Here is a 19,897-nt window from a genome sequence, read left to right as displayed (position 1 = left end):
AGTGATGGGGGGGAGCGCGCATGTCGGTCGAACGGATCCTTTGGGAAGAAGATGCCGCGGGCCTCGCCGATCTGGTCCGCAAGGGCGAGGTTTCGGCCGTCGAGCTGACCGACGCCGCGATCGCCCGCGCCGAGGCCACCCGTCACGACATCAATGCCACGGCCGAGCCGCTCTACGATGCCGCGCGGGCCCGCGCCAAGACCGTCGACCCCTCGCTGCCGCTGGCCGGTGTTCCCTTCGCCATCAAGGATCTAGGCATCGCCATCAAGGGCGTGCCGACGCATGGCGGCAGCCGCATTCCGGCATGGCTGGCCGATGTCAATTCGGTGCTGACCGACCGCTATCTCGCTGCCGGGCTTATCCCGATCGTCACCTCGACATCGCCGGAGCACGGCCTTCGATTGATGACCGAATCCAGGGACTTCGGCATCACCCGCAATCCGTGGAACACCGGCCAAACCAGCGGCGGCTCTTCGGGCGGTTCGGCTGCACTGGTCGCCGCCGGCGTCGTGCCGGTGGCGCATGCCTCCGATGGCGGCGGCTCGATCCGCGTGCCTGCCGCCTGCACCGGGCTTGTCGGCCTGAAGACGTCGCGCGGCCGCACACCGCTGACGCCGCTGGTGAGCGAAAGCTGGTACGGCATGGTCGTCGACCATGCGCTCACCCGTTCGGTGCGTGATTGCGCGCTGCTGCTCGACCTCACCCATGGGTCCGATCCTCTGTCGCCCTATGCCGCGCCGCCGCCGAAGGGCACGTTCGCGGCCGCTGCCGCGCGCGATCCCGGCAAGCTCAGCCTGGCCGTGTACCGCAAATCCCCGCTTGGCCTGCCGATCTCGGACGAGACGCTCAAGGCGCTCGACACGGCGATGGCGCTTGCCCGCGAGGGCGGCCACACGGTCGAGGAGATCGACCTACCCTTTATCGGCCGCGAGTTCTTCGCCGATTTCTGCAGGACGGTTGCCTCCGCAGTCGCCGGCACGATGCGGGCCGAAGCGCTGCGTGTCGGCCGTTCCGTTACCGGCGACATCGAGCGGGCGACGCGGGTGCTCGCCCGCTTCGGCGAAATAGTGTCGGCCGGCGAGACCTATGCCGACCTGCAGCGGCTGCATGCCGCCTCGCGGCAGCTGATTTCGGAGACCGTGCAGTACGACGCCGTGCTGATGCCGGTCATTGCCCACCCGCCGCTCGCCTGCGGCGCCATGGATCCGAAAGGCGCCGACGAGTTCATCGAAAACCTGCTCGACAAGCTTCACCTCACTCCCTTGCTGAAGCTGAAGCCGTTCTTCGGCCAGCTGATGGACAAGAGCCTCTGGTTCACCCATTGGCCGGCGATCCAGAATGTCAGCGGCCAGCCGTCGATCGCGCTGCCGGTCCATGTCACCGACGCCGGCCTGCCGATCGGCATCCAGGCGGCCGGCCGTCCGGGCGACGAGGAGACGCTTTTGTCGCTCGCCGCGCAGATGGAGAAGATCTCGGGTTGGCTGGACCGCAGGGCGCCGCTGATGGTGCCGACACGATGACGAGGTCGTGAAGCGCTTGAATATGACAGCAAAGCCATTTGCGGGCGGCGCCAATTCCCGCTAAGACGCCGCCGTCCTTACCTGATGCATGTCGCCCAAAAGGGTCCAGGGGTTTTGGGACAACGACGTGCTTAAAATAAAAAGCCGGGAACCAAGCCGATGACGGAAATAACCGCCACCGCCGAAATGCAGGCAGCCCTGTTGTCGCGGGCGCTGCCCTACATGCAGCGCTACGAGCACAAGACGGTCGTGGTGAAATATGGCGGCCATGCCATGGGCGACATCGAGCTCGGCAAGGCCTTCGCGCGCGACATCGCGCTGCTCAAGCAGTCCGGCGTCAACCCGATCGTCGTCCATGGCGGTGGCCCGCAGATCGGCGCCATGCTGGCCAAGATGGGCATCGAATCCAAGTTCGAGGGCGGCCTGCGCGTCACCGACCAGAAGACGGTCGAGATCGTCGAAATGGTGCTGGCCGGTTCGATCAACAAGGAGATCGTCGCGCTGATCAACGCCGAGGGCGAATGGGCGATCGGCCTGTGCGGCAAGGACGGCAACATGGTGTTCGCCGAAAAGGCCCGCAAGACCATGATCGATCCGGACTCCAACATCGAGCGCGTGCTCGATCTCGGCTTCGTCGGCGAGCCGGTCGAGGTCGACCGCACCTTGCTCGACCTTCTGGCACGCTCCGAAATGATCCCGGTGCTGGCGCCGGTGGCGCCAGGCCGCGACGGCCATACCTACAACATCAATGCCGACACCTTCGCCGGCGCCATTGCCGGCGCCTGCCAGGCGACGCGCCTGCTGTTCCTCACCGACGTGCCGGGTGTACTCGACAAGAACAAGAAGCTGATCGACGAACTGACCGTGGCCGAGGCCAAGGCGCTGATCAAGGACGGAACTGTCTCGGGCGGCATGATCCCCAAGGTCGAGACCTGCATCGAAGCGATCGAACGCGGCGTCGAAGGCGTCGTCATCCTCAACGGCAAGACGCCGCATGCGGTGCTGCTGGAACTGTTCACCGAACATGGCGCCGGCACGCTGATCGTGCCCTGAGGGGCATTAATATTCAGGTGATGCCGGCCTGCAAACGGCGACTTTCTCCGCTTCCGGTGCTCACGGACCCGAACGTCCGCTGCGCTCCGGTTCTCGAAAGCCACCGTTTTCGGCTCGGCCTGACCTGAAGCTCAACACCCCTTAACCAGGGCACAGCAACAGTCAGGCACTCGGCAAAATCGTGACCTCGGGCGGTGCCAGCTTGCGTACCGGGCGTCGAACGGACATCGATTCCTCCTCGGCGTCCTGCGGCGCGCCCCAGAATTCGGCCAGCGTCGGGCCGTCTTTCACCCTGATGTCGCGGACCAGAAAGCCCCAGACCTCGCGGAACCACACGCGGCGGCCCATCTGCGTGTACCAGCGCATCGAATGGCGCTGCTCGGGATCCTTGTGGAATAGGATGCGGGCCAGCGCCTTCGGCCGTGATTGCACCGCCAGTTCGATCAGTTTGACGCTGAAGAACAGCATCCAGGGTTTCAGCCTCGTCATTTGCAGCACCTGGTGCTTGTAGTCCCACAGGCGCGCATCCTGCTGGATCACCTTGCGATCCCGCGCGATGCGGAAGAACGGCGTCCAGCGATGCGGCGTCACATAGAGCGCCTGGATCTGGTCGGGGTCATAGGCGATGAGCTGGCGAAAGCCGCGCCACAGATCGCGGAGCCCTTCGTCCTCGAAGCCGGCCACCCAGGTCGCCATCGACAGGATGCCGTTGAGGCGCAGCAGCCTTATCGCCTCGCGGTCGGATGAGATGCTGCCGCCCTTGCGGATCAATTGAAGCGTCTGCTCGTCGGTGTTTTCCATGCCGAGCAGCCAGCGGATGACACCGGCCTTGCGGTAGAGATGCAGGATGTCGGCATCGCGCACGATGTCGTCGGCACGGGTCGAACCGACGATCAGCACCGGCACGTTCTCGGCGATAAGGGCGTCGAGGAAGGCACGCCAGGCCTTCTTCGAGACCGTCGGATTCTCGTCGGCGAGATTGATCAGCTCGATGCCGTGCTCGCGGTGCAGCCAGGCGATCTCCCTGGCGAATTTCACCGGATCGCGATGCCGCCAGCGGGTCCAGAAGCCGCGCTGGCCGCAATAGTTGCACAGATGCGGGCAGCCGCGCGAAAACTGCATGACCACGGCGCGCTTGCCGCCCCAGTAGCTGTAACTGGTATGGTCGATCAGCTCCCAACCGACGCGGTAGGCGTCGAGGTCGGCAATGGTCATGGCCGCCTGTGTGGCGAAGGGGCGGCTGAGATCGTCGCGATAGGCGATGCCGGCCACGCTCGCCGGCGGCTGGTGCATTTCCAGCGCCTCGACCAGCGCCACGACGGTCGCCTCGCCCTCGCCGCGCACGATGAAGTCGAAAGCATCGGTAGCGGCCAGGATGTCGCGCCAATGATAGGTCGGGAAAACGCCGCCATAGACGATGATGGTCGCCGGCTCCCGCTGCTTGATCTGCTCAGCGATCAGCAAGGCGGTCGGGTGCGCCGAGGTCGAGCCGGAATGGCCGATCAGGACGAAGTCGGGGTGGTCCTCCAGTGCGTTGCGTACGACGTCATCGAGCGGCATCGGTCCAAACTCGGCGTCGACGAGCCGCACCTGATGGCCGGCATCGATCAGCGGTCCGCCGATCGCCAGCAGGCCGAGCGGCGGCAAATGATCGTCGGGCACGCGGCTGCCGATGGCGGTGTGCGGCGGATTGATCAGGACGATTTTCATGGCGGACCTCTTGGGCAGTTGGTCCGCGCAAGCTGGCCGGCGATGTGGACACGCGATTGGCCCGTTTCAGCAGTTTGCGTGCAGCTTTTCCCCAAGGAGTGCGAAGAGAGGCATTGTCATCGCCTGAGATGCCCGAGCGGCACATGGCCCGGCCCCTTGATGTTCTGCAGCACCAACTGCGTGTGGACGTCGCGCACGCCGTCGAGCCGCATCAGCCGGTGCATAACGAAGGCGTTGAGTTCGTCGACCGACGGCACCATGACATGCAGTAGAAAGTCGTGGTCGCCGGTCATCGTCCAGCACGAGGACACCTCGTCCATGCGCTGCACGGCGGCGATGAAGCTTTCGGGCGAGCCGTCGCTGTGGCTGACCAGGCGCACCTGGATGAACACCTCGACCATCAGGCCGACCGCGCGGCGGCTGATCACCGCGGCAAATCCCTTGATGATGCCGGCCTCCTGCAGCGCCTCGAAGCGCCGCGCGCACGGCGTCGTCGACAGGCCGATCTCTTGCGCCAGTTCGGAAACCGGCTTGCGCCCGTCGCGCTGCAGGACATCGAGCATCTTGATCTCGAAATCGTCGAATTGAGGCATTTTCACTCCGATAGAGGGTTTTGTGAGTGGATGTTATCCCAAATATTCCGTTCGAGCCATCATCAAAACCGATTTGCCTCGGCAGATCGGGGTAGCCTTTTCGGCACGTCAGCCATTCATGATTTGCGAGGAGAAAAACCATGACGACGATGAGCGTTGCCGAATATGCCCGCGACTGCGCGGCGCAAGGATTGCGCGGCGACTATTCGGTCTGCCGCGCCGATTTCACCGTGTCGCAGGGCTACGATTACAGCGAAGAAGAGCAGGCGGTGTGGCGCACGCTGTGCGACCGCCAGACCAAATTGACGCGCAGGCTCGCCCACCACTCCTATCTCGACGGCGTCGAAAAACTCGGCCTGCTCAACCGTATTCCCGATTTCGACGAGGTCAGCGCCAAGCTGCGCAAATTGACCGGCTGGGAGATCGTCGCGGTGCCCGGTCTCATTCCCGCGGCCCCGTTTTTCGATCATCTCGCCGATCGCCGCTTCCCGGTCACCAACTGGCTGCGGACGAGGCAGGAGCTCGACTACATTGTCGAGCCCGACATGTTCCATGACTTCTTCGGCCACGTGCCGGCGCTGTCGCAACCGGTGTTCGCCGATTTCATGCAGATGTATGGCGAGAAGGCCGGCGACATCATCGCGCTGGGCGGCGACGAGATGATTTCCCGGCTTTATTGGTACACGGCCGAATACGGCCTGATGCAGGAGGCCGGCCAGCCGCTAAAGGCCTTTGGCGCCGGCCTGATGTCGTCGTTTACCGAGCTGCAGTTCGCGGTCGAAGGCAATGACGCCCACCACGTGCCCTTCGACCTCGAAACGGTGATGCGCACCGGCTACGAGATCGACAAGTTCCAGCGCGCCTATTTCGTGCTGCCGTCCTTCGACGCCTTGCGCGATGCCTTCCAGACCGCCGATTTCGCGGCGATCGTCGCCCGACGCAAGGACCAGCCGGCGCTCGACCCGGCGACGTTATAGTGCAGAACCGTCAGGTGGTGACCACCTTGCTCAGATGGTCGCCCAGCCGGCAGGCCAGCGCGGTGATCGTCGTCGTCGGGTTGCATTGGCCCGACGTGCAGAACACCGAGGAGCCGCCGACATAGAGATTGTCCATGCCGTGCACCTTGCAGTTGGCGTCGACCACGCTCTTGCTGACGTCGGTGCCCATGCGCGTGCCGCCCATGTGATGATGGCCCGCCGTCTCGTCGTTGGTCGGATAATCCTGACCATTGCTGATCCAGTCGGCAATACGCACGCGGCCGAGATTCTTCTCGATCAGCGTCATGCCGAACAGTCTGAGCCCTTCGAGCAGGGTGCGGCGCTCCATTTCCGATTTCTTCCAGTGCAATTCGATGCGTGGCACGCCGGCATGGTCGACATCGGTCTTCGACAACTCGATCTGGTTGGAGGCCAGCGGCGCCTGTTCCCAGGCGACGTAGAGCTGGGCGGCGCAGCGCAGTCTCTGACTGAGCTTGGAGGACATCCACTCGGCCATGTCGGGTGCCGTGCAGGCGAGGTCGGCGATAAGGCTCTTGACGCCGGGATACGGCGTCTCGATCAGCCGGATGCCGAAATTCATGATCTGCAGCCGCTCCATGGCGGCAAGGGTCGGCGAGAAGAAGGCCTCATTGACGGCGTCGACCTCGAACGCGTTGTAGTCGGCCAGGATCGCGTTGCCGCCCTCGAAGGTCGGATGCTCCATCCAGTAGCGGCCAAGCGCCGTCGCATTCGGCACGACGCCGCCGTTCGAACGCTGGTTCGACCACAGAAGCAGCCGCGAATTCTCCAGCCCGCCGGTGCAGACGATGAAATAGTCGGCACTGAAGGAGCCGGCATCCTGCCCGTTCGACCACAGTCTGGCGCCCGTCACACGTTTGCCGTCGCCGGAAAGTTCGGTGGCACAAGTGTTGAGCACCACCGCGATGTTCTTGGCCTTGTCGAGTTCATCGCCGAACTTCTCGGCGAAGCGCACGGCCGGGCTCTTGATCAGCTGCACCCAGCGAATGTCGTCCGAGATCGGCATATCGGGCCGGAGGGCCGGAAGGTCGAGAATGTCGCGCACTTCCGGCAGATAGGGTTCGATGTCGGTGCGGCGGATCGGCCAGCCCGTATCGGGTACCCAGGCCTTCGGCTCGAAATCTTGTTTGTCGAGCACGCGGCACCAGCCGGCCCAGTGGTTGGAACTGCCGCCCATCAACCGCAGCCGGGTTATGTCGAGATCGAAATAAAAATCCCCGACCGTGCTGCCACGGTAAAAGTCCTGCGACTCGTCGCTGAATTCGCGCGGACCGGCCTCCATCACCACCACCGGAATGCCGGCCGCACCAAGCTTGCGCGCAATGGTCATACCGGCCGGGCCGGAGCCGAGAATGCAGACTTTTGGAGTGAAGTTCGCGGCGCGATACGCCTCGTAGCTGTCGAAGATCATGCCAGGTCGCTCCGCTTGAGGATCCAGCCATTGACCTCGACGATCTCGTTCGGGTCGGGCTTTGGACCGGCGGCATCGGCATCAGGCAGCTTGCGGAACAAAGACAGGGCAGGCAATGCGATCAACGCCTGCACGAGCGCGCGGCGTGACATTTTCTTGATGATGAAACTCATGGCTCGTCTCTCGGCTGGGCTTCGGCACTGCATGGCGTTCCCAGAACGGCAATTCCCGGAACGACACATGCATCACCGTGGAAGCCAGTATCGTGCCAAGTCTGGCCGCAAAGCAGTGAAAACCCGGCTAAGCGGTACAACCGAGTGCAAACAGGGTTAGAATTTTCTTAACAGGCCGGTTGCGGCAGATCGGATCACGCCGCCTCGGAAATGCCGGTGTCGATGATCGTCAGGTTACGGCCCTGGTGCTTCGCCTGGTAGAGGCGCCGGTCGGCGGCGCGCATCAGCTCCGACACACTGGCTTCCTCGCCGCAGACGGTGCCGCCGATGCTGACCGTGAGCGGAATGGTCCGCTCGTCGACGGGCCGGAAGCGGATCAGCTCCACTTCGCGGCGAATGCGCTCGGCGACGCGCTTGGCCTCCTGCTCGGTGGCGCCGATCAGGAAGGCGCCGAACTCCTCGCCGCCGATGCGGCCGAGCACATCGCCGCTGCGCACGCCGCGCTGGATCGCGCTGGCGATCAAAAGCAGCGCGTCATCACCTGTCAGGTGGCCAAAATTGTCGTTGATGGTCTTGAAGTGGTCGGCATCGATGATCAGCAGCGCGCCGCGATCGGACTTGCGGCGCGAACCGTCGAGCGCGGCAAAGAAGCTTTCCCGGTTGAGCATGCCGGTCATGTCGTCGCGGCTCGCCTTTTCCGCCAGGCGGCGATGCGCGGCGGCGAGCTGGGCATGGGCTCGGGCGAGATCGCGATGCGCGTTTTTCAGCCTGTCGCTTTGCCAGAAAGTGCTTGCGCTGGCAGCCCACGCCAGCACCAGCGGACAGAGGGTGGAGGTCAGCCAGATCGTGCGGTTGACCGGAAATCCCATGGCCGGAACGATGATCAGGGTCAGCAGGAGAGAGGCCGCGACTGAGGCGAAAGCAACGGCGGCGGATCTCAGAATTATGCTGTTCATCGCTTGCTCCCACAAGACTGCCTCTCTGCCAGCAAGCCCTAAAGGCCACCTTTCCCAGATGCCTAAAATTTGAATCGTGAGGCGATTTACGCAACCTCAACGAGCAGAAGTTGTGGATAAAGTCGCTTCCGGAATGCGCGTTTCATGCCATAAGGAGCCCATGACCACGCTCCCTGACCCCGCCCGCTTCGCCCATGTCACCGACTGGGTTTTCGATCTCGACAACACGCTCTATCCGCATCATTCGAATCTGTTCTCGCAGATCGACGTCAAGATGACCGCCTATGTCGGCGAGCTGCTGGCATTGCCGCGCGACGATGCGCGCAAGTTGCAGAAGGAACTCTACCGCGAATATGGCACGACGCTGAACGGCCTGATGACACGTCATGGCATCGACCCCGATGATTTCCTCGAGAAGGTCCACGACATCGACTATTCATGGCTGGTGCCAGACCCCGTTCTCGGCACCGCCATCCGCCAGCTTCCGGGCCGCAAGTTCATCTTCACCAATGGCGACCGCAGGCACGCCGAGCGCACCGCGCGCCAACTCGGCATCCTCGACCATTTCGACGACATCTTCGACATCGTCGCCGCCGGGCTCAATCCCAAGCCGGCGCGCCAGACCTACGAGAAGTTCGCCGAACTCCACGCCGTCACCGGCCACAATGCGGTGATGTTCGAAGATCTTGCCCGTAACCTGTCGGTGCCGAAGTCGCTCGGCATGACCACGGTGCTTATCGTGCCGCGCAATTTCGAGCCCACCTTTTCCGAGATATGGGAGCGCGACCCGGCCAACGAGGACGACGTCGATTTCGTCACCGACGACCTGGCGGGGTTTCTGACGGCGATTGTGGAGGGGGAGGAAGAGGGGAATTGAAGAATTGAAGAATTGAAGAATGAAGGACGGTCTCTACGGATCAATTCCCCCAGTTCCCCAGTTCCCCAATTCTTCAATTCGTCAGCTCTTCAATTCCCCACTCCCCTACTCCCCTAACTTGTAGAACCGGCTGATGATCCCCCAGGCTTCGTCGGCGGTGTCGACGAAGTCGATGATGTCCTGATCGCCGGGGCTGATCGTGCCCTGCTCGGCGAGAAAATCGAGATCAATCGCCCGCTTCCAGAAGGATTTGCCGAACAGGATCACGGGCACGCGCTCCATGCGCCCTGTCTGGATCAGGGTCAGCGTCTCGAAGAATTCGTCCATCGTGCCGAAGCCGCCCGGAAACACCGCGACCGCCTTGGCGCGCATGACGAAATGCATCTTGCGGATAGCAAAATAATGGAAGTTGAAGCAGAGCTCCGGCGTCACATAGATGTTCGGCGCCTGCTCGTGCGGCAGGACGATGTTGAGGCCGATCGACGGCGCGCCGACATCGTCGGCGCCGCGGTTTCCCGCTTCCATCACGCCGGGCCCGCCACCGGTCACCACGACATATTCGCGGTAATAGGAGGTAGCCGACTGCTGCGAGCAGAGGCGGGCGAATTTGCGCGCTTCCTCGTAGTATTTGCTGTTCTCCTCGAGGTTCTTCTTCTGCGTCTCGTTCTTGGCCGCCCAGGCCTCGCCGCCGGGTTCCGGCAGGCGCGCGCCGCCGAACAGGATCACCGTCGAACGGATGCCGCGTTCGGCCAGGATCATTTCCGGTTTCAGCAATTCAAGCTGCAGCCGGACCGCGCGCAACTCGCGCCGCGTCATGAAGTCGGGATCGTTCCAGGCGAGTCGGTAGGTTTCGGCACGCGTCTGCGGCGTATCCGGCACACTCTTCGACCGCTCCAGATCCTCGTCCGAATGCGGCAGTGGCGTCCAGCCCGCCTTTTCCATAGGTGTCATATGCTCTACCCGTCCAAATTCTTCACTTGCGCCGCCCCATGACGCAGCCGCGATTGACCCTCACCAAGGCTTCACATAAGCAGGTTCCGCAAAAGTGTCCCGCGGTTTTGTGACAAGAACCTGCTACATGCAAAGATCCAGACAGGCAAAGCCTGCCAAGGGGTCCGCGCGACTTTCAAAACAGGTTAAGGCGTTGCCCCTTAACAGCTTGGTAATGGAGCGAATTCATGTCGAAGCCCGATCTGGCGAGCCTCGAAAAGACCATCGAGAAGGCCTTCGAGGAACGCGACGCGATTTCGACGGCAACGCGCGGCGAAACGCGCGACGCCATCCAGTCGGCGCTCGATCTGCTCGACCGCGGCGCCGTCCGCGTCGCCGAGCGGCAGGCCGACGGCAAGTGGCATGTCAACCAGTGGCTGAAGAAGGCCGTGCTGTTGTCGTTCCGGCTCAACCCGATGGAGATCATCAAGGGGGGGCCCGGCGAGGCGGTGTGGTGGGACAAGGTGCCGTCGAAGTTCGACGGCTGGAGTGCCGTCGATTTCGAAAAGGCGGGCTTCCGAGCCGTGCCGTCGTCGGTCGTGCGCCGTTCGGCCTATGTCGCACCGGGCGCCGTGCTGATGCCGTCCTTCGTCAATGTCGGCGCGTATGTCGACAGCGGCACCATGGTCGACACCTGGGCCTCGGTCGGCTCCTGCGCCCAGATCGGTAAGAACGTGCATCTGTCCGGCGGCGTCGGCATCGGCGGCGTGCTGGAGCCGATGCAGGCCGGCCCGACCATCATCGAGGACAATTGTTTTATCGGCGCGCGTTCGGAAGTGGTCGAGGGCTGCATCGTGCGCGAAGGCTCGGTGCTCGGCATGGGCGTCTTCATCGGCCAGTCGACCAAGATCGTCGACCGCGCCACCGGCGAGATCTTCTATGGCGAAGTGCCGCCGAATTCCGTCGTCGTCGCCGGAACGATGCCGGGCAAGCCCTTTCCGAACGGCGAGCCGGGTCCCAACCTCTACTGCGCCGTCATCGTCAAGCGTGTCGACGCCAAGACCCGCTCCAAAACCTCGATCAACGAATTGCTGCGCGATTGATCTTTGCGCAAAGCGAGCGCACCTTCCGCCGGCGCGACAATCGGTCGCGCTGGTTCAAGATGGAGGGGTGACATGGACTGGAAGTATCTGCTCACAAGTTTTGATGGTCGCATCAACCGTGGCAAGTTCTGGGCCGCGATTGGCGTTTTCATCGTCATTGGTATCGTTGCCTTCATTCTCGATGCGATCCTCGGTACACGTCTGACCACCGCCAGTGGCGCCCAGATCGGCATCATCGGCATTCTCATCGCTCTGGCCTCGATCTATTTCGCGCTCGCAGTCTACGCCAAGCGCTGGCATGATCGCGGCAAGTCGGGCTGGTGGAGCCTGATCATGCTGGTGCCGCTCATCGGCCCGATCTGGTTTCTGGTGGAATGCGGCATTCTCGAAGGCGCCAGAGGCGCCAATCAATATGGACCGGACCCGCTTGCCTGACAGATCAGATCTCACCTGGCTTTTCTTCAAAACCTCGGGCCGCGTCAGTCGCGCGGCCTATTTTCTTGGAGGGTTGCTCGTCGCCATCATCCAGGCCTTCCCGCTCTACCGCTTCACGCTGGTGCCGGAAGGTTCGGCCGAGAGCAACATGTGGTCGTTCATCTTCTTCGTCGCCTTCATCGCCTCGCTGTGGTCGAACATCGCCCTGGCGGTGAAGCGGCTGCACGATTTGGACAAGCCGGGCATTGCCGCGCTGATCCTGTTCGTGCCGGTGGTCTCGATCGTCGCCTTCCTTGTGTTGTGCCTGTTTCCAGGGCAGCCTGGACCCAACCGCTATGGCCGGCGCACCAACGAGCCGGAACAATCCTGAGGGCCGATCGGACATGCGCTACCGCACGCTTGATCCGAAACTGATCGTCGAAACCGCCGAGCGGCTGGAAGAGCGGATCGCCGACCGTTTCCCCGAAGCGGGATTGCGTGGTGTCGCCGCCGAACTGGTCTCGCTGTCGCGCGATCTGGCCAAGGCGGCCAAGGTGCTCGAAGCACCGATCTGGTGGCTGCGCGGGCTCATCGTCGCCGCCTTCGTCACGGGTGTGCTGGTGTTCCTGTTCGTCGGTACCATCTTGCCGATCGACCGCATTTCGGGAACCCACGATGCCCTGCAGTCGGTGCAAGGCATAGAGGCTTCGATCAACACCGTCATACTCGCTGTGTTGGGCTTGCTTGCTCTGATCCGCACCGAGGAGCGCATCAAGCGCAAAAGGGTGTTTCGCCAGCTGCACGGCCTGCGTTCGCTGATCCATGTCATCGACATGCACCAGCTGACCAAGGATCCGGCAGCCCTTTCGGCCGATTTCAAGCCGACGGCGCACTCGCCGGCCCGCATCACCAATGCTGCCGACCTGGCGCGTTACCTCGACTATTGCTCCGAAATGCTGTCGATCACGGGCAAGATCGCCGCATTGTTCGCACAGTCGGTCAATGACGACGTGGTCATCGACGGCGTCAACGACATCGAGAACCTGGCATCCAACCTGTCGCGGAAAATCTGGCAGAAGATCACGTTGATCGACGGCCGGCCGGTGCAACAACCTGCTCCGGCGCCAGGCCCGGCGAGCCAAGCCGCTCCGCTTCCGCCGCGCGCACCAAAGCGGTGACCCGCTGAACCGTCGGCACGGGCGTGCCGGCCTTCCCCGCCAGCTGCAAGATGGCGCCTTGCAGGTCGTCGATCTCTGTCGGCCAGTCCGGCAGCCTGAGCACCTTGGGCAGCAACGCCGGCCGCAGGCCGGCGATCCGCGCCGGCTCGATGCCGGACGCTCTCATCGCTCTCAGGGCCTCGTCGATCTGGCTGGCCAGGATCAGCCGCCAGCGCCGATCGGCCAGTTCGGTCGCCAGCGGCAGGCCGGAAAGCGCCACCAGCGCGTTGTTCAAATTCATCAGCAGCTTGCCCCACAGCACGGCTTTCATGTCGCCATGGGCTTCGACCGCAAACCCTTCGACGCCAAGCAGGCCGACCAGGCCGGCGGCGCCATCCTGGACCATTACCGTGCCGTCGCTGGCGCGGTGAACGCGCAGCGGCAGTTCGCCGTCCGGCGACTGCACCACATTGAACGGCACCATGCCGGCCAGCACCGTACGTCCGGCAAGTTCAGCGCGCAGCTTGTCGGCATTGTCGACACCGTTCTGCAGGCTGATCACCACGGCGTCGGGCCGGGCATGGGCTTTGATAAGATCTGCCATGTCCTGGGTGGCGCCGCTCTTGACCGTGACCAGGACCACGTCCGCCTGCGGCAAGGCGACGGCGGGATCGACGGTGACGACAAGCGCCTCGGGCTTGATCGAGCGATCGCGGCCCTGGAGGTCGCTGACCCGCAATCCATCCTGCCGCAACGCTGCCTCGAGGCGCGGCCGAGCCAGCAGAATGACCTCTCGACCGGCCAGCGCCAGGCAGCCGCCGGCATAGCAGCCGATGCTGCCGGCACCGGCAATTACGATCCGTTTGTCCTTGTCTGCCATCCTGTCGCCCGCGCCGGGTCGCAACTATACGACATGAAAACCATAATATTGGCGGCATCGCCAGCCATGAGGCTGGCCCCTATGTCTGGCCGTGACAGGCCCTGCACTTTCGACTATCGCTTTTGCCATGACGCTGCCGACCGATCCCGCCGAAAACCTCGCCGCCCTTATCCGTTGCGCTTCGGTGACGCCCGCTGAGGGCGGTGCGCTGACCGCGCTGGAGACGATGCTCAAACCGCTCGGCTTCCTGGTCGATCGGCCGGTGTTTTCCGAAGACGGCACGCCCGATATCGAAAACCTCTATGCAAGGCGCTCCGGCAATGGCCCGCATCTGATGTTCGCCGGACACACCGACGTGGTGGCTGTCGGCGACGAAGCCGCCTGGACGCATCCGCCTTTCGCCGCCGAGATCGCCAATGGCGAGATGTATGGCCGCGGCGCCGTCGACATGAAAGGCGGCATTGCCTGTTTCATCGCCGCCGTGGCACGCCATGTCGAGGCCAATGGCGGTCCGAAAGGGTCGGTTTCGCTGCTGATCACCGGCGACGAGGAAGGCCCGGCCATCAACGGCACGGTGAAGCTGCTCGAATGGGCGGCTTCGCGGGGCGAGAAATGGGATGCCTCTGTCGTCGGCGAGCCGACCAATCCGGACGCTCTCGGCGACATGATCAAGATCGGCCGCCGCGGCTCGATGTCCGGCGCGGTCACCGTCAATGGCCGCCAGGGCCATGTCGCCTATCCCCTGCTTGCCGACAACCCGGTGCGCGGGCTGATGAGCCTAGTCGATGCCTTGCTGCATCCGGTTTTCGACAAGGGAACCAGGGACTTCCAGCCGACCAATCTGGAGATCACCTCCATCGATGTCGACAACCCCGCCACCAATGTCATTGCGGCCAAAGCGACCGCGACCTTCAACATCCGCTTCAACGACACCTGGACGGACGAGACCCTGCAGGCCGAGATCCACAACCGGCTCGACCAGGCGGCCAGGCGCAGGAAGTACCGGCAGGGCAAGAAGACGCCGGTCGACTACGAGCTCGTCTGGCGCGACCGGCCGAGCCATGTCTTCCTGACCCGCGACGACAGGCTGATCGAGACGCTGCGCCGCTCGATCAAGTCGGCGGTCGGCAAGGAGCCGACGCTGTCGACCTCCGGTGGAACGTCCGACGCGCGTTTCATCAAGGACTATTGTCCGGTGGTCGAGTTCGGGCTGGTCGGCAAGACAATGCATATGGTGGACGAGCGCGTCGCCATTGCCGATTTGGAAACGCTGACGCAAATCTACCAGCGCTTCATAGAAGACTGGTTCGGACAGGGCTGAACAGCATGCTTTCGGCGGACGAAACCCAAGCTTCGCTGACGGGCGCCTGGCGATTGATGCTCGGTAAGGCCGACGGCCTGCGCCTGCTCGACCTGTCGGCCGACGGCTTCTGGAATTCCTTCTTCGCCATTGTCGTTGCTGCACCGGCGCTGATCGTCGGCTGGGTCGGCATCGCCAACGAAATCGGCGATCCCGACGCCTTCGCGGGCCGCTTCAGCATGCTGGTGCGCCTGGCGACGGTCGACATCGGCTCCTGGGTGCTGCCGCTGATTGCGCTCGCCCTGATCGCGCCGCGCGCCGGCATAGGCGGCCGCTTCGTCCACTACGTCGTCGCCAGCAACTGGGCTTCGGCCATCACCGCCTGGCTGATGCTGCCCTCGGCGCTGATCCGGCTTTTCCTGTCGTCCGCAAGCCAGGCTGCGAGCCTTGTGTCGCTGTTCCTGTTTGCCCTGTCGATGGTGCTGACCTGGCGCATGACCAACGCCACGATCGGCAGGGGCGCATCGGTCGGCACCGCCGTTTTCGTCGGCATGTTCATCGCCTCGCTGCTGGTGCTGTTCGGCCTGCAGACGCTGCTCGGCATCACCGTGCCGGACGATGCCGGAGTTCAGAGCCTGTCCGGGCTCGTCTCGACTGGATAATCGACACCGGTGAGAAACAGCCCGTCGGGCGGCGCCACTTGGCCGCAGGCGGCGCGGTCGTGCGCCTCGAGCGCCGTTTTCAGGTCGGCCGCAGTCCAGCCGCCGTCGCCGACGCGCTTGAGCGAGCCGACCATCGAACGTACCTGATTGTGCAGGAATGAGCGCGCCGAAGCCCTGACCTCGATCATGTCGCCCTGTCGGCTCACATCGAGCCGTTCCAGCGTCCTGATCGGGCTGTTGGCCTGGCACTGGGTTGAGCGGAAGGTGGTGAAATCATGCCGTCCCAGCAGGACTTTCGCCGCTTCGTGCATGGCGCCGGCGTCGAGCCGCTTCGGCACCCACCACACCTTGCCCTTGTCGAGCGCGGCCGGGGCACGGCGGTTCAGGATGCGGTAGAGATAGTGGCGGCCGATGGCCGAGAAGCGGGCGTCGAAGCTGTCGGAGACGACCGTCGCTTTCAGGATGGCGATGCGCGCCCCGGCCGCCTGCAGATGGGCGTTGACTGCATCGCGCACCTTGTCGCCCGGCCACGCCTTGGCGAGGTCGGCATGCGCCACCTGCGCGGTCGCATGGACGCGGGCATCGGTGCGGCCGGCGGCGCGCAGCCGGATCGCTTCGCCGCAGAATTTTTCGATCGCCCGCTCGATCGCCTGTTGCACCGAAGGCTGATCCGCCTGGTGCTGCCAGCCGGCAAACAGGTCGCCATCATATTCGATGTCGAGGCGAAAACGCGGCATGCCGGGCGGCTATACGCTCTCGCCTACGCGGCGAGAGCGGTGAAGGCGGAGGCGTAGACCAGCCTGCCGGCCTCAGGCGCGTCGCCCCAGGCCAGCGCCTGCAGCGCTTCGCCCTGGTATTCGCTCTCGAAGTTCTCGGCACGCGTGTGGCTATATCCGAAACGCCCGTAATAGATGGGGTCGCCGAGCACCACGGCCAGCGTTTCGCCGGCATCCCTGAGGCGGATATGCGCCTCGCGGATCAGCGCGCCGCCGATGCCGCTGCCATGGAACGAGGGCTCCACCGCCAGCGGTGCCAGCGCCACGGCCGCGAAAGTCTTGCCGCCATTCTGGACGAACAGCCGCGAAAACAGGATGTGGCCGACCACCTGGCCGTCCTCTTCCGCCACCAGTTCGGCAACAGCGTCGCCGCCGGTCACCAGCGCGTCGACCAGACCGGCCTCCGCCTGCTGGCCGAAAGCGTGTTCGTCGACGAGGCGGATGGCCTCGCGATCCCGCGGCGTTGCCGCGCGTATCGACATCATGCTCATGAGAATTTCAGTCCTTTTTCGATCTTGGCCCCGCGCAGGAACTCCGACGCGGCAGCGGGCTTTCCGCCCGCGCGTTGAACTTCGACCAGCCTGATCGCGCCTGCCCCGCAGGCGACCGTCAGCCGGTCATCGAGAATTCCTCCCGACTCGCCCAACTCTTCCCAAAGCGGCAGGCCTTGCGACAGCGTCGAGCGAAGCAGTTTCAGCCGCTCCTGACGGCCGCCAATTCCTATCTCCGACCAGGCGCCGGGAAAGGGCGACAGGCCGCGAATATGATTGTGGACCTCACTTGCTGAGCGAGTCCAGTCCACGCGAGTCTCGGATTTATCGATTTTCTTGGCGTAGGTCACCCCATCAACAGCTTGTGTGGTGAATGTCAGGGTATTCCTTTCCAGTCGCGCCAGCGCTTCCACCATCAAGGCAGCACCGACACTCATCAACCGATCATGCAGATCGCCGGCTGTCATATCGGGTTCGATGGCGCATTTTTCAACCAGCCCCACCGGGCCGGTGTCCAGCCCCTCTTCCATGCGCATCACCATCATGCCGCTTTCCAGGTCGCCGGCCATGATGGCGCGCTGGATCGGCGCGGCACCGCGCCAGCGCGGCAGAAGCGAGGCATGGCCGTTGATGCAGCCGAGCCGGGTCGCCTCGAGAACCGCCTTCGGCAGCAGCAAGCCATAGGCGACGACCACGGCGACATCGGCCTGCAAGGCACGGAAAGCGGCCTGCTCGGCCTCGCCCTTGAGCGAAACCGGCGCCCGGACTTCAATGCCCAGCCGCTCCGCCTCGCGCTGCACCGGCGATGGCGTCAACTCCAGCCCGCGCCGTCCTGCGGCGCGCGGCGGCTGGGTATAGACGGCTGATATCTCATGGCCAGCCTCGGCGATCGCGCGCAAAGTCGGCACCGAAAACTCCGGCGTACCCATGAAGATGACGCGAAGGGGCATGGCCCCTATCCCGCCAGCTTGCCCGGCGCCTTGTCCCTGGCGAGCTTCTTGAATTTCTTCACCACCATGTCGCGCTTCAGCTTCGAGATGTGGTCGATAAACAGGACGCCATTGAGGTGGTCGATCTCATGCTGCAGGCAGGTCGCCATCAGGCCTTCGGCCTCCATCTCCTGCAATTTGCCGTCGCGGTCGAGATATTTGACCCGCACGGCGGCCGGGCGTTCGACCTCGGCGTAATAATCCGGGATCGACAGGCAGCCTTCCTCATAGACCGAGCGCGCGTCGGCGCTCTCCAGGATTTCCGGGTTGATGAAGACATGCGGCGCCGGCGTCTCGTCTTCCTTGGCCAGATCGACCACCAGTAAGCGCAGCGGTTCGCCGATCTGGATCGCCGCCAGCCCGATACCCGGCGCGTCATACATGGTCGCCAGCATGTCGTCGGCTAATCTGCGCAAAGGCGCGTCGACACGCTCCACGGGCTTGGAAACCTGGCGCAGGATGGGGTCGGGAAGGATGATGAGCGGCTTGATCGGCATGGCGTTCCACCTAAGACCTCCAGAGAAAAGCGTCAACCGGTAGGCTGGAGGCTCGTTCACGTTTTGATCTGTGCCGGCAGCGCGAATCGTTTATGCTGTCCACATGAATGATTTGAGCACCATCCTTTCCGAACCTGTCGCCCGGCTTGGCGCCACAACCGTCACGCTCGGCCATGCGCTGGCCTTCGGCGCTTTGCTGTTTCTGGCCCTGTTCGTGGCGCTGGTCATTGCGCTGTGGCGGTCGGCGAAGGCTCGCGCCGTCGCGGCTGCGGAAGCCGCCGATCATGCCCGCGATGCGGAAGTGCGGATGGCCGGCATTCTGCAAAGCCAGGCCGAAATGCAGGGTCGTATGGGCGCCATCGCCGAAGTGTTCGGCGCACGGCAGGCGGAGCTGACGCAATCGATCGGCCAGCGCCTCGACGCCATGACCGGCCGGCTCGGCCAGACCATGACCGAGCAGACCAAATCCACGCACGAGAGTCTGGCCAAATTGCAGGAGCGGCTGGCCATCATCGATGTCGCGCAGGGCAACATCCAGTCGCTCGCCGGCCAGGTGGTGCAGCTGCAGGCGATCCTCTCCAACAAGCAGACGCGCGGCGCCTTCGGCCAGTCGCGCATGGAGGCGATCGTCGCCGACGGCCTGCCGCACGGCGCCTATGAATTCCAGGCGACGCTGTCGAACGGCAGCCGTCCTGACTGCCTGGTGAAGATGCCGAACGGCGCACCGTCGCTGGCCATCGACGCCAAGTTTCCGCTCGAAGCCTGGAATGCCATCCGCGCCGCCGATGGCGCCGACCTGCAGAAGGCCGCCTCGCAGGCCTTCCGCCGCGACATCGAGATCCATGTCCGCGATATCTCGGAAAAATACCTGATCCAGGGCGAGACGCAGGACACCGCCTTCATGTTCGTGCCCTCGGAATCGGTGTTCGCCGAGATCCACGAGAATTTCGAGGCGATCATCCACAAGGCGCACCGTGCCCGCATCGTCATCGTCTCGCCGTCGCTGCTGATGCTGTCGATCCAGGTCATCCAGGCGATCCTCAAGGATGCCCGCATGCGCGAACAGGCGCACCTGATCCAGGGCGAGGTCATTCGGCTGATGGAGGATGTCGCGCGTGTCGATGAGCGGGTGCGCAAGCTGCAGGTCCATTTCGGCCAGTCGGCCAAGGACATCGACGACATCCTGGTTTCGACGTCGAAGGTCACCAAGCGCGGCCAGAAGATCGAAGCGCTGGAGTTCGGCGCACAGCCCGACGGCGATGCCGCCGCGGACGCAGCGTCACGGGCTCCCGCCGCGAAGGTCGATACTGGCGCGCGCGTTGCCGATTCGAAAACCGGGCAGCTCAGGCTGAGGGTCGTCGAAGGCGACGATTGAGGCGCGGTGCCGGA

22 protein-coding genes are annotated in these 19,897 nt (G+C 63.9%); 11 read left to right on the top strand and 11 right to left on the bottom strand.

The window, feature by feature from the left end; all coding sequences use genetic code 11:
• Nucleotides 1-20: 20 nt before the first annotated feature.
• The gene (locus tag AC0L2U_RS14555) at nt 21-1,520 is read left to right on the top strand and encodes an amidase (RefSeq protein WP_473602092.1); all 1,500 of its coding nucleotides are present in this window, start codon (nt 21-23) and stop codon (nt 1,518-1,520) included.
• A gap of 159 nt (nt 1,521-1,679) precedes the next feature.
• Nucleotides 1,680-2,573, top strand: a complete 894-nt coding sequence (gene argB, locus AC0L2U_RS14550) for an acetylglutamate kinase (RefSeq protein WP_013528489.1) — start codon at nt 1,680-1,682, stop codon at nt 2,571-2,573.
• 162 nt (nt 2,574-2,735) lie between these two features.
• Here the strand turns inward: argB and bchE are convergent, their stop codons facing one another.
• Together bchE and AC0L2U_RS14540 are read right to left on the bottom strand one after the other, a co-directional pair.
• The gene (gene bchE / locus AC0L2U_RS14545) at nt 2,736-4,283 is read right to left on the bottom strand and encodes a magnesium-protoporphyrin IX monomethyl ester anaerobic oxidative cyclase (protein ID WP_473602091.1); all 1,548 of its coding nucleotides are present in this window, start codon (nt 4,281-4,283) and stop codon (nt 2,736-2,738) included.
• A gap of 116 nt (nt 4,284-4,399) precedes the next feature.
• Nucleotides 4,400-4,876, bottom strand: coding sequence for an Lrp/AsnC family transcriptional regulator (locus AC0L2U_RS14540; protein WP_027040109.1), 477 nt, complete (start codon nt 4,874-4,876; stop codon nt 4,400-4,402).
• A gap of 140 nt (nt 4,877-5,016) precedes the next feature.
• Here AC0L2U_RS14540 and phhA point away from each other — a divergent pair, with 140 nt between their 5' ends.
• Nucleotides 5,017-5,853 (top strand): phenylalanine 4-monooxygenase, encoded by an 837-nt coding sequence (gene phhA, locus AC0L2U_RS14535; protein WP_128287709.1) that lies wholly within the window; start codon nt 5,017-5,019, stop codon nt 5,851-5,853.
• A gap of 10 nt (nt 5,854-5,863) precedes the next feature.
• On the opposite strand, the gene AC0L2U_RS14530 is transcribed toward phhA, so the two are convergent.
• The 3 genes from AC0L2U_RS14530 to AC0L2U_RS14520 all read right to left on the bottom strand — a co-directional run bounded on the left by AC0L2U_RS14530 (nt 5,864) and on the right by AC0L2U_RS14520 (nt 8,432).
• Nucleotides 5,864-7,303 carry a GMC oxidoreductase gene (locus AC0L2U_RS14530; RefSeq protein WP_473602090.1) on the bottom strand — a complete coding sequence of 480 codons (1,440 nt, stop codon included), beginning with the start codon at nt 7,301-7,303 and terminating at the stop codon, nt 5,864-5,866.
• Complete coding sequence (locus AC0L2U_RS14525) at nt 7,300-7,476, bottom strand: hypothetical protein (protein ID WP_473602089.1); 177 nt, start codon at nt 7,474-7,476, stop codon at nt 7,300-7,302. The genes AC0L2U_RS14530 and AC0L2U_RS14525 overlap by 4 nt, the downstream gene beginning before the upstream one ends.
• Nucleotides 7,477-7,670: 194 nt before the next feature.
• Nucleotides 7,671-8,432, bottom strand: a complete 762-nt coding sequence (locus tag AC0L2U_RS14520) for a GGDEF domain-containing protein (protein WP_127269432.1) — start codon at nt 8,430-8,432, stop codon at nt 7,671-7,673.
• Between the two features lie 160 nt (nt 8,433-8,592).
• Between AC0L2U_RS14520 and AC0L2U_RS14515 the strand changes: the two genes are divergently transcribed.
• Nucleotides 8,593-9,309 carry a pyrimidine 5'-nucleotidase gene (locus AC0L2U_RS14515; protein ID WP_127808367.1) on the top strand — a complete coding sequence of 239 codons (717 nt, stop codon included), beginning with the start codon at nt 8,593-8,595 and terminating at the stop codon, nt 9,307-9,309.
• Nucleotides 9,310-9,414: 105 nt separating this feature from the next.
• On the opposite strand, the gene AC0L2U_RS14510 is transcribed toward AC0L2U_RS14515, so the two are convergent.
• Nucleotides 9,415-10,260: an LOG family protein gene (locus AC0L2U_RS14510; protein ID WP_013528481.1), complete on the bottom strand. Its 846-nt coding sequence runs from the start codon at nt 10,258-10,260 to the stop codon at nt 9,415-9,417.
• 227 nt (nt 10,261-10,487) lie between these two features.
• On the opposite strand from AC0L2U_RS14510, the gene dapD reads away from it, so the two are divergent.
• The 4 genes from dapD (at nt 10,488) to AC0L2U_RS14490 (ending at nt 12,934) form a co-directional block, all read left to right on the top strand.
• The gene (dapD, locus tag AC0L2U_RS14505) at nt 10,488-11,342 is read left to right on the top strand and encodes a 2,3,4,5-tetrahydropyridine-2,6-dicarboxylate N-succinyltransferase (RefSeq protein WP_127269742.1); all 855 of its coding nucleotides are present in this window, start codon (nt 10,488-10,490) and stop codon (nt 11,340-11,342) included.
• A 72-nt stretch (nt 11,343-11,414) separates the two neighbouring features.
• Nucleotides 11,415-11,777, top strand: coding sequence for a DUF805 domain-containing protein (locus tag AC0L2U_RS14500; RefSeq protein WP_127318322.1), 363 nt, complete (start codon nt 11,415-11,417; stop codon nt 11,775-11,777).
• Nucleotides 11,770-12,147 (top strand): DUF805 domain-containing protein, encoded by a 378-nt coding sequence (locus AC0L2U_RS14495; protein ID WP_023810766.1) that lies wholly within the window; start codon nt 11,770-11,772, stop codon nt 12,145-12,147. The genes AC0L2U_RS14500 and AC0L2U_RS14495 overlap by 8 nt, the downstream gene beginning before the upstream one ends.
• 13 nt (nt 12,148-12,160) lie before the next feature.
• Nucleotides 12,161-12,934, top strand: coding sequence for a hypothetical protein (locus tag AC0L2U_RS14490; protein WP_127318320.1), 774 nt, complete (start codon nt 12,161-12,163; stop codon nt 12,932-12,934).
• Here the strand turns inward: AC0L2U_RS14490 and AC0L2U_RS14485 are convergent.
• Nucleotides 12,837-13,793, bottom strand: a complete 957-nt coding sequence (locus AC0L2U_RS14485) for a 2-dehydropantoate 2-reductase (RefSeq protein ID WP_473602088.1) — start codon at nt 13,791-13,793, stop codon at nt 12,837-12,839. The two genes, AC0L2U_RS14490 and AC0L2U_RS14485, sit on opposite strands and share 98 nt — an antisense overlap.
• 127 nt (nt 13,794-13,920) lie before the next feature.
• Between AC0L2U_RS14485 and dapE the strand changes: the two genes are divergently transcribed.
• Both dapE and AC0L2U_RS14475 read left to right on the top strand, forming a co-directional pair.
• Nucleotides 13,921-15,114, top strand: a complete 1,194-nt coding sequence (gene dapE, locus AC0L2U_RS14480; RefSeq protein ID WP_473602087.1) for a succinyl-diaminopimelate desuccinylase — start codon at nt 13,921-13,923, stop codon at nt 15,112-15,114.
• Nucleotides 15,115-15,119: 5 nt separating this feature from the next.
• Nucleotides 15,120-15,755 carry a transporter gene (locus tag AC0L2U_RS14475; RefSeq protein ID WP_292564715.1) on the top strand — a complete coding sequence of 212 codons (636 nt, stop codon included), beginning with the start codon at nt 15,120-15,122 and terminating at the stop codon, nt 15,753-15,755.
• On the opposite strand, the gene truA is transcribed toward AC0L2U_RS14475, so the two are convergent.
• The 4 genes from truA to def are packed head-to-tail and all read right to left on the bottom strand — an operon-like array spanning nt 15,722 to nt 18,508.
• On the bottom strand, nt 15,722-16,492 hold the full coding sequence (truA, locus tag AC0L2U_RS14470) for a tRNA pseudouridine(38-40) synthase TruA (RefSeq protein WP_473602086.1): 771 nt from the start codon (nt 16,490-16,492) through the stop codon (nt 15,722-15,724). The two genes, AC0L2U_RS14475 and truA, sit on opposite strands and share 34 nt — an antisense overlap.
• Before the next feature lie 23 nt (nt 16,493-16,515).
• On the bottom strand, nt 16,516-17,022 hold the full coding sequence (locus AC0L2U_RS14465) for a GNAT family N-acetyltransferase (RefSeq protein WP_473602085.1): 507 nt from the start codon (nt 17,020-17,022) through the stop codon (nt 16,516-16,518).
• Entirely contained in the window at nt 17,019-17,972 is a 954-nt protein-coding gene (gene fmt / locus AC0L2U_RS14460; RefSeq protein WP_292141392.1) for a methionyl-tRNA formyltransferase, read from the bottom strand. Before fmt ends, AC0L2U_RS14465 begins: the two co-directional genes overlap by 4 nt.
• A gap of 5 nt (nt 17,973-17,977) precedes the next feature.
• Nucleotides 17,978-18,508, bottom strand: a complete 531-nt coding sequence (def, locus tag AC0L2U_RS14455) for a peptide deformylase (RefSeq protein WP_473602084.1) — start codon at nt 18,506-18,508, stop codon at nt 17,978-17,980.
• A gap of 103 nt (nt 18,509-18,611) precedes the next feature.
• Between def and AC0L2U_RS14450 the strand changes: the two genes are divergently transcribed.
• Nucleotides 18,612-19,883, top strand: a complete 1,272-nt coding sequence (locus tag AC0L2U_RS14450) for a DNA recombination protein RmuC (RefSeq protein WP_292632367.1) — start codon at nt 18,612-18,614, stop codon at nt 19,881-19,883.
• Nucleotides 19,884-19,897: the final 14 nt, after the last annotated feature.

The organism is Mesorhizobium sp. WSM4808, from assembly GCF_055811675.1.
Note: the sequence above shows the minus strand (reverse complement) of the source record. Positions and strands in the feature narration are given on the sequence as shown.

Excerpts from the sequence above, each read along its gene's own strand:
- AC0L2U_RS14510 (WP_013528481.1), bottom strand. The coding sequence starts at position 10,260 with ATGACACCTATGGAAAAGGCGGGCTGGACGCCACTGCCGCATTCGGAC.
- def (WP_473602084.1), bottom strand. The coding sequence starts at position 18,508 with ATGCCGATCAAGCCGCTCATCATCCTTCCCGACCCCATCCTGCGCCAG.
- fmt (WP_292141392.1), bottom strand. The coding sequence starts at position 17,972 with ATGCCCCTTCGCGTCATCTTCATGGGTACGCCGGAGTTTTCGGTGCCG.
- argB (WP_013528489.1), top strand. The coding sequence starts at position 1,680 with ATGACGGAAATAACCGCCACCGCCGAAATGCAGGCAGCCCTGTTGTCG.
- AC0L2U_RS14475 (WP_292564715.1), top strand. The coding sequence starts at position 15,120 with ATGCTTTCGGCGGACGAAACCCAAGCTTCGCTGACGGGCGCCTGGCGA.
- bchE (WP_473602091.1), bottom strand. The coding sequence starts at position 4,283 with ATGAAAATCGTCCTGATCAATCCGCCGCACACCGCCATCGGCAGCCGC.
- phhA (WP_128287709.1), top strand. The coding sequence starts at position 5,017 with ATGACGACGATGAGCGTTGCCGAATATGCCCGCGACTGCGCGGCGCAA.
- truA (WP_473602086.1), bottom strand. The coding sequence starts at position 16,492 with ATGCCGCGTTTTCGCCTCGACATCGAATATGATGGCGACCTGTTTGCC.
- AC0L2U_RS14500 (WP_127318322.1), top strand. The coding sequence starts at position 11,415 with ATGGACTGGAAGTATCTGCTCACAAGTTTTGATGGTCGCATCAACCGT.
- AC0L2U_RS14555 (WP_473602092.1), top strand. The coding sequence starts at position 21 with ATGTCGGTCGAACGGATCCTTTGGGAAGAAGATGCCGCGGGCCTCGCC.
- AC0L2U_RS14520 (WP_127269432.1), bottom strand. The coding sequence starts at position 8,432 with ATGAACAGCATAATTCTGAGATCCGCCGCCGTTGCTTTCGCCTCAGTC.
- AC0L2U_RS14465 (WP_473602085.1), bottom strand. The coding sequence starts at position 17,022 with ATGAGCATGATGTCGATACGCGCGGCAACGCCGCGGGATCGCGAGGCC.
- AC0L2U_RS14530 (WP_473602090.1), bottom strand. The coding sequence starts at position 7,303 with ATGATCTTCGACAGCTACGAGGCGTATCGCGCCGCGAACTTCACTCCA.
- AC0L2U_RS14540 (WP_027040109.1), bottom strand. The coding sequence starts at position 4,876 with ATGCCTCAATTCGACGATTTCGAGATCAAGATGCTCGATGTCCTGCAG.
- AC0L2U_RS14515 (WP_127808367.1), top strand. The coding sequence starts at position 8,593 with ATGACCACGCTCCCTGACCCCGCCCGCTTCGCCCATGTCACCGACTGG.
- AC0L2U_RS14525 (WP_473602089.1), bottom strand. The coding sequence starts at position 7,476 with ATGAGTTTCATCATCAAGAAAATGTCACGCCGCGCGCTCGTGCAGGCG.
- dapD (WP_127269742.1), top strand. The coding sequence starts at position 10,488 with ATGTCGAAGCCCGATCTGGCGAGCCTCGAAAAGACCATCGAGAAGGCC.
- AC0L2U_RS14485 (WP_473602088.1), bottom strand. The coding sequence starts at position 13,793 with ATGGCAGACAAGGACAAACGGATCGTAATTGCCGGTGCCGGCAGCATC.
- AC0L2U_RS14450 (WP_292632367.1), top strand. The coding sequence starts at position 18,612 with ATGAATGATTTGAGCACCATCCTTTCCGAACCTGTCGCCCGGCTTGGC.
- dapE (WP_473602087.1), top strand. The coding sequence starts at position 13,921 with ATGACGCTGCCGACCGATCCCGCCGAAAACCTCGCCGCCCTTATCCGT.
- AC0L2U_RS14490 (WP_127318320.1), top strand. The coding sequence starts at position 12,161 with ATGCGCTACCGCACGCTTGATCCGAAACTGATCGTCGAAACCGCCGAG.